At 67.2% G+C, this 5742-nt stretch carries 6 protein-coding genes; 2 read left to right on the forward strand and 4 right to left on the reverse strand.

Annotation, left to right across the window (positions count from 1 at the left end; translation table 11 throughout):
• Positions 1-48 precede the first annotated feature (48 nt).
• The 4 genes from AB4Y84_RS11105 to prmB form a co-directional block, all read right to left on the reverse strand.
• Entirely contained in the window at positions 49-1077 is a 1029-nt protein-coding gene (locus AB4Y84_RS11105) for an aspartate-semialdehyde dehydrogenase (protein ID WP_025876149.1), read from the reverse strand.
• Positions 1078-1167: 90 nt separating this feature from the next.
• A complete protein-coding gene (locus tag AB4Y84_RS11110; RefSeq protein WP_442244082.1) occupies positions 1168-2205 on the reverse strand; it encodes a 2-hydroxyacid dehydrogenase in 1038 nt (345 codons plus the stop codon).
• Entirely contained in the window at positions 2198-3301 is a 1104-nt protein-coding gene (gene aroC, locus AB4Y84_RS11115; RefSeq protein WP_442250132.1) for a chorismate synthase, read from the reverse strand. The genes AB4Y84_RS11110 and aroC overlap by 8 nt, the downstream gene beginning before the upstream one ends.
• Positions 3298-4227 carry a 50S ribosomal protein L3 N(5)-glutamine methyltransferase gene (gene prmB, locus AB4Y84_RS11120; RefSeq protein ID WP_313251991.1) on the reverse strand — a complete coding sequence of 310 codons (930 nt, stop codon included), beginning with the start codon at positions 4225-4227 and terminating at the stop codon, positions 3298-3300. The genes aroC and prmB overlap by 4 nt, the downstream gene beginning before the upstream one ends.
• Before the next feature lie 123 nt (positions 4228-4350).
• Here prmB and AB4Y84_RS11125 point away from each other — a divergent pair, with 123 nt between their 5' ends.
• Positions 4351-5001 carry an SCO family protein gene (locus AB4Y84_RS11125; protein ID WP_032975016.1) on the forward strand — a complete coding sequence of 217 codons (651 nt, stop codon included), beginning with the start codon at positions 4351-4353 and terminating at the stop codon, positions 4999-5001.
• On the forward strand, positions 4998-5742 hold a 745-nt coding region (gene asd, locus AB4Y84_RS11130; protein ID WP_442250133.1), incomplete at its 3' end, for an archaetidylserine decarboxylase. The genes AB4Y84_RS11125 and asd, both read left to right, overlap by 4 nt.

Consider the following 5742-nt stretch of genomic DNA (forward strand, 5'->3'; position numbering starts at 1 on the left):
GGCACTGCCGGCCAGCGGCCGGCACTACCGGTCATGCAACAGCAGGGATCAGCGCTTCTCGGCGGCGACCAGCTCGGCCAGCTGCACCGCGTTGAGGGCTGCGCCCTTGCGCACGTTGTCCGACACGATCCACAGGTTCAGGCCGCGCGGATGCGACAGGTCCTCGCGGATGCGGCCGACGTACACCGCGTCGGTGCCCGAGGCATGGGTGACCGGCGTCGGGTAGCCACCGGCCTCGTGACGATCCACCACCTCGATGCCCGGCGACTGTTCCAGCAGCGCGCGCGCTTCGGCGACGGTCACCTTGTCACGGGTTTCGATCGCCACCGATTCGGAGTGGCCATAGAACACCGGCACGCGTACCGCGGTCGGGTTCACGAGGATGCTGTCGTCGCCCAGGATCTTGCGGGTCTCCCAGACCAGCTTCATCTCTTCCTTGGTGAAGCCGTTGTCCAGGAAGTCGTCGATGTGCGGGATCAGGTTGAAGGCGATCTGCACCGGGAAACGCTGCGGATCGATTTCCTGGAAGCTCAGCAGCTGGCCGGTCTGCTTGCCCAGTTCCTCCAGTGCCGAACGGCCACCGCCGGATACCGACTGGTAGGTGGACACGTTGATGCGCTCGATGCCGTACTTGCGGTGCAGCGGTGCCAGCGCGACCAGCATCTGCATGGTCGAGCAGTTCGGGTTGGCGATGATGCCGCGCGGCCGGTTGGCGACCTGGTCCGGATTGACCTCCGACACCACCAGCGGCACGTCATCGTCGTAACGGAAGGCCGAGGAGTTGTCGATCACCACCGCGCCAGCCGCAGCGAACTTCGGGGCGTATTCCTTGGACACGCTGCCACCGGCCGAGAACAGGGCGATGTCCACGCCACTCGGGTCGAAAGTGGCCAGGTCCTGGATCCTGACCTTGTTGCCGTTGTATTCGACTTCGCCGCCGGCCGAGCGCTCGGAAGCGAGCAGGCTCAGGGTGCCGACCGGGAAATCGCGCTCGGCCAGGATGGCCAGCATGGTCTCGCCGACCGCGCCGGTGGCGCCGACGATGGCGACGTGGAAGCTGCGTTGTGCATTGCTCATGGGGGAACTCTCACGAAAACGGGAAGGGGGAAAACTCACGCACGACAGCTGGGTTCGGGGAGCCTCCTCGGATGGATGCGCGGAGGTTCCCTATCGTTTCCCGCTTTTTTTGTCCGAGGGCGCGCGCGCGGCAAGGGCCGCGTCGGCGTTGATCGCGCTCGGCATGCGCGACGGGCTGCCGTCCAGGCCCAGCCCGGCCAGCAGATTGTCCACGGCCATCTGCACCATGGCCGTACGCGTGGCCAGCGATGCGCTGCCGATATGCGGGGTCAGCACGATGTTGCGCAGGGCCAGCAGTTCCGGCCGCACGTTCGGTTCGCCTTCGTAGACATCCAGGCCGGCCGCCGACAGGCGACCGTTGGCCAGTGCATCGGCCAGCGCCAGTTCGTCAACGATGCCGCCGCGGGCGATGTTCACCAGGGTGGCAGACGGCTTCATCTTGGCCAGCGCGGCGGCGTCGATGATGTGGTGCGAGGCGGCGGTGTATGGCAACACGGTCAACAGATGGTCGGACTGCGCCAGCAGCGTGTCCAGATCCACGTAGGTCGCGCCGAGCGCGGCTTCGGTGTCGGCCGGCAGCCGCGAACGGTTGTGGTACAGCACCTTCATGCCGAAGCCGTGCGCGCCACGACGGGCGATGCCCTGGCCGATGCGGCCCATGCCGAGGATGCCCAGCGTGCTGCCATGGATGTCGGCACCCAGCATGGTCTGGAACGACCACTGCCCCCACTGGCCCTCGCGCAGCCAGCGCTCGGATTCGGTGATCCGGCGCGCAGTGGCCATCAACAGCGCAAAGCCGAGATCGGCCGTGGTCTCGGTGAGAACGTCCGGGGTGTTGCTGGCGAGAATGCCGGCGGTGCTGAGGGCGTCAACATCCAGATTGTTGTAGCCGACGCCGACATTGGCGATCACCTTCAACTGCGCGGCATCGGCGACCTGGGTCGCACCGATGCGCTCGTTGAGGGTGATGATCGCCCCGTCAACATCCGCCAGCTGCGCGGCGATCTGCTGCGGCGACCAGGCGGTGACGGTATCGGTGGTGCGCAGCTGCACGCGATCGCGCAGCGGCGCGATGGCCGCGTCGATCAGCGGCTGGCTCACCCATACCGTCGGCCGCGTATCAGCCATCAAGCTGGCCGGGAATGCGCGGGGTGATGGTGCCGACATCGCCGCACTGCGCGCGGTGGCGCAGCGCCTGGTCCATCAGCACCAGGGCCATCATCGCCTCGGCGATGGGCGTGGCGCGGATGCCGACGCAGGGATCATGGCGGCCGGTGGTGACTACCTCCACCACATTGCCGGCCGTATCCAGCGATTCACCGGGCAGGCGCAGGCTGGAAGTCGGCTTGAGCACCATCGAGGCGACCACCGGCTGGCCGGTGGAAATGCCACCGAGAATGCCGCCGGCATGGTTGCTGGCAAAACCCTGCGGGGTCAGCAGGTCACGGTGTTCGGTGCCCTTCTGCATGGCGCTGGCGAAACCGTCGCCGATCTCCACGCCCTTCACCGCGTTGATGCTCATCAGTGCGGCCGCGAGCTCGCCATCAAGCTTGCCGTAGATCGGCTCGCCCCAGCCCGGCGGCACATTGTCGGCGACCACGTCCACGCAGGCACCGACCGAATCGCCGGACTTGCGCAGCGCATCCATGTACGCCTCCAGCTCGGGCACCTGTGCGGCATGCGGCCAGAAGAACGGGTTGTCCTCGACCACCGACCAGTCGAAACCGGCCGGAGTGATCTCGCCCAGCTGCGACAGGTAGCCGCGCACGGTAACGCCGWAGCGTTCGGCCAGCCATTTCTTGGCAACCACGCCAGCGGCCACGCGCATGGTGGTCTCGCGTGCCGAGGAACGGCCACCACCGCGCGGGTCGCGGATGCCGTACTTGTGCCAGTAGCTGTAATCGGCATGCCCCGGACGGAACTGCTGGCCGATGTTGCTGTAGTCCTTGCTGCGCTGGTCGGTGTTACGGATCAGCAGCGCGATCGGGGTGCCGGTGGTCAGGCCCTCGTACACCCCGGACAGGATTTCGACCTCGTCGGCCTCGCGCCGCGCCGACGTGTGCCGGCTCTTGCCGGTGGCGCGACGCTGCAGGTCGTGGCTGAATTCGGCCGCGTCCAGCGCCAGCCCCGGCGGGCAGCCATCGATCACGCAGCCGATGGCCGGCCCGTGCGATTCGCCGAACGTGGTGACGGTGAACAGCTTGCCGAACGAATTGGAGCTCACGGGCGCTGCGCCGCCAGTTCGGTGATGCGCGCGCTGTGGGCGATCAGCTCGCGGCACTCGACCGCAAAGATGCCCATCTGGCCGACCTTGAATTCGACCCAGGCGAAATCCACTTCCGGCAGCAGCTTGATCAGGTGCTGTTCGGATTCGCCCACTTCACAGATCAGCAGGCCGTCCTCGCTCAAGTGCAGCGGCGCGTCGCGCAGGATCTTCAGCACCAGGTCCAGGCCGTCGTCGCCGGCACGCAGGCCCATCTCCGGCTCGTAGGAGTATTCCTGCGGCAGGGCATCGGTCTCGTCGTTGGTGACATACGGCGGGTTGGTGACGATCAGGTCGTAGTGGCGGCCGGTCAGGCCGTTGAACAGGTCCGACTTCAGCAGCGTCACGTTGTGTGCCTGCAGGCGTTCCTTGTTCTCTTCGGCCAGCGACAGCGCATCATCGCTGAGGTCCACGCCGTCTACTTCCCAGTTCGGGTAGTAGTGGCCCATGGCGATGGCGATGCAGCCCGAACCGGTGCACAGGTCCAGCGCGCGGTTGACATCGCGGCCGGCCAGCCACGGCTCGAAGCCRCACTCGATCAGTTCGGCGATCGGCGAACGCGGCACCAGGGCGCGTGTGTCGCTCTTGAAGCTGAGGCCGGCGAACCAGGCTTCACCGGTCAGGTAGGCAGCCGGGACGCGCTCGTCGATGCGGCGCTGGAACAGCTCCAGCACCGCCAGCTTCTCTTCCAGCAACAGGCGCGCCTGGCCGTAGGCCGGGCCGAGGTCGTGCGGCAGGTGCAGGCCGTGCAGCACCAGCTGGGTGGCCTCGTCCAGGGCATTGTCGTAGCTGTGCCCGAAGGTCAGGCCCGCAGCGTTGAAACGGCTGGTGCCGTAGCGGATCAGATCGATGATCGTATGGAGTTCGGCGGCCGTTTCAGCGGTCATGGCGGTACTGCGGGCAAAGTGGCCCCCGATTATAGGGGTTGCCGCCTGCGCCGGCATCCGTTGCGGCAGAAACGATCCAGTCGCAGCCGGTATGATGGTGGCCACTTCCTGCGGCGGAATCCCATGTTCAATCGCAACGTCGGCATCATCCTGCTGATCGCTCTGGCAGCGGGCCTTGGCCTGCTCGCCGCCCAGCAGGTGTTCGCGCCGAAGCCGCCGGCCGGGCAGCCGGCCACCGAAGCGATCACCCTGTACCCGCAGCCGCGCACCCTGCCCGACTACAACCTGGCCCAGTCCGACGGCACGCGCCTGATTCCCGGCGAACTGAAGGGCCACTGGACCCTGGTATTCCTTGGCTTCACCTTCTGCCCGGACGTCTGCCCGACCACCCTGGCCGAGCTGGCCGGTGCGCAGAATCAGTGGGAAGCGCTGCCCGATGGCCTGCGCCCGCGCGTGCTGTTCGTCTCGGTCGACCCGGAGCGCGACACCGCCACGCGCCTGGGCGAGTACGCCCACGGCTTCCACAAGGACACCCTGGCGGCGACCGCCGACATTCCCTCGCTGGAGCGCTTTGCCACCTCGCTGGGCTTCGTGTTCCAGAAGGTGCCGGGCAAGCACTTCGACGAGAATCCCGAGGATTACACCCTCGAGCACTCCGCCAGCCTGGCCGTGCTCGATCCGCAGGGCCGGCTTGCCGGCCTGGTGCGGCCCCCGTTCAATGCGCCGGCGATCGCCCGCGACCTGCAGAAGCTGACCGAGAAATCCGCCCCATGAGTCTGACCACCGCCCTGACGTACGTCCTGCCCCACCGCCTGCTGTCCTCGATGGCGCGTTCGCTGGCGTACTCGGACAACCCGCGCGTATCGCGCTGGCTGATCGACACGGTCACCCGCAAGTTCAACGTCAACCTGGATGAAGCGGCCAACCCGGACCCGCGCAGCTACCCGACCTTCAACCAGTTCTTCACCCGCGCGCTGAAGCCCGGCGCACGCGTGGCCGATGCCGATCCGCGCAGCCTGGTGATGCCGGCGGACGGCCGCATCAGCCAGCTCGGAAAGATCGACGCCGGGCGCATCTTCCAGGCCAAGGGGCAGTCTTTCACCGCCGCCGAGCTGCTGGGCAGCGCCGAGGACGCCAAGCCGTTCAACGAGGGCCTGTATGCCACGGTGTACCTGTCGCCGCGCGACTACCACCGCGTGCACATGCCGTGGACCGGCACCCTGCGCGAAACCGTGCATGTGCCCGGCCGCCTGTTCAGCGTCGGCCCGGCTGCGGTGAACAACGTGCCCGGCCTGTTCGCGCGCAACGAACGCCTGGTCTGCCATTTCGACACCAGCTTCGGCCCGATGGTCAGCGTGATGGTCGGTGCGCTGCTGGTGTCGGGCGTGGAAACGGTATGGAGCGGCGAAGAGATTCCGCATTACGGCGACCGCATCACCCGCAAGGACTACCGGGGCCGCGGCATCACGCTGCAGCGCTTCGAAGAGATGGCGCGCTTCAATTACGGCTCGACCG

The sequence above is a fragment of the Stenotrophomonas sp. 2YAF22 genome (genome assembly GCF_052114665.1).
Lineage (GTDB): Bacteria > Pseudomonadota > Gammaproteobacteria > Xanthomonadales > Xanthomonadaceae > Stenotrophomonas > Stenotrophomonas indicatrix.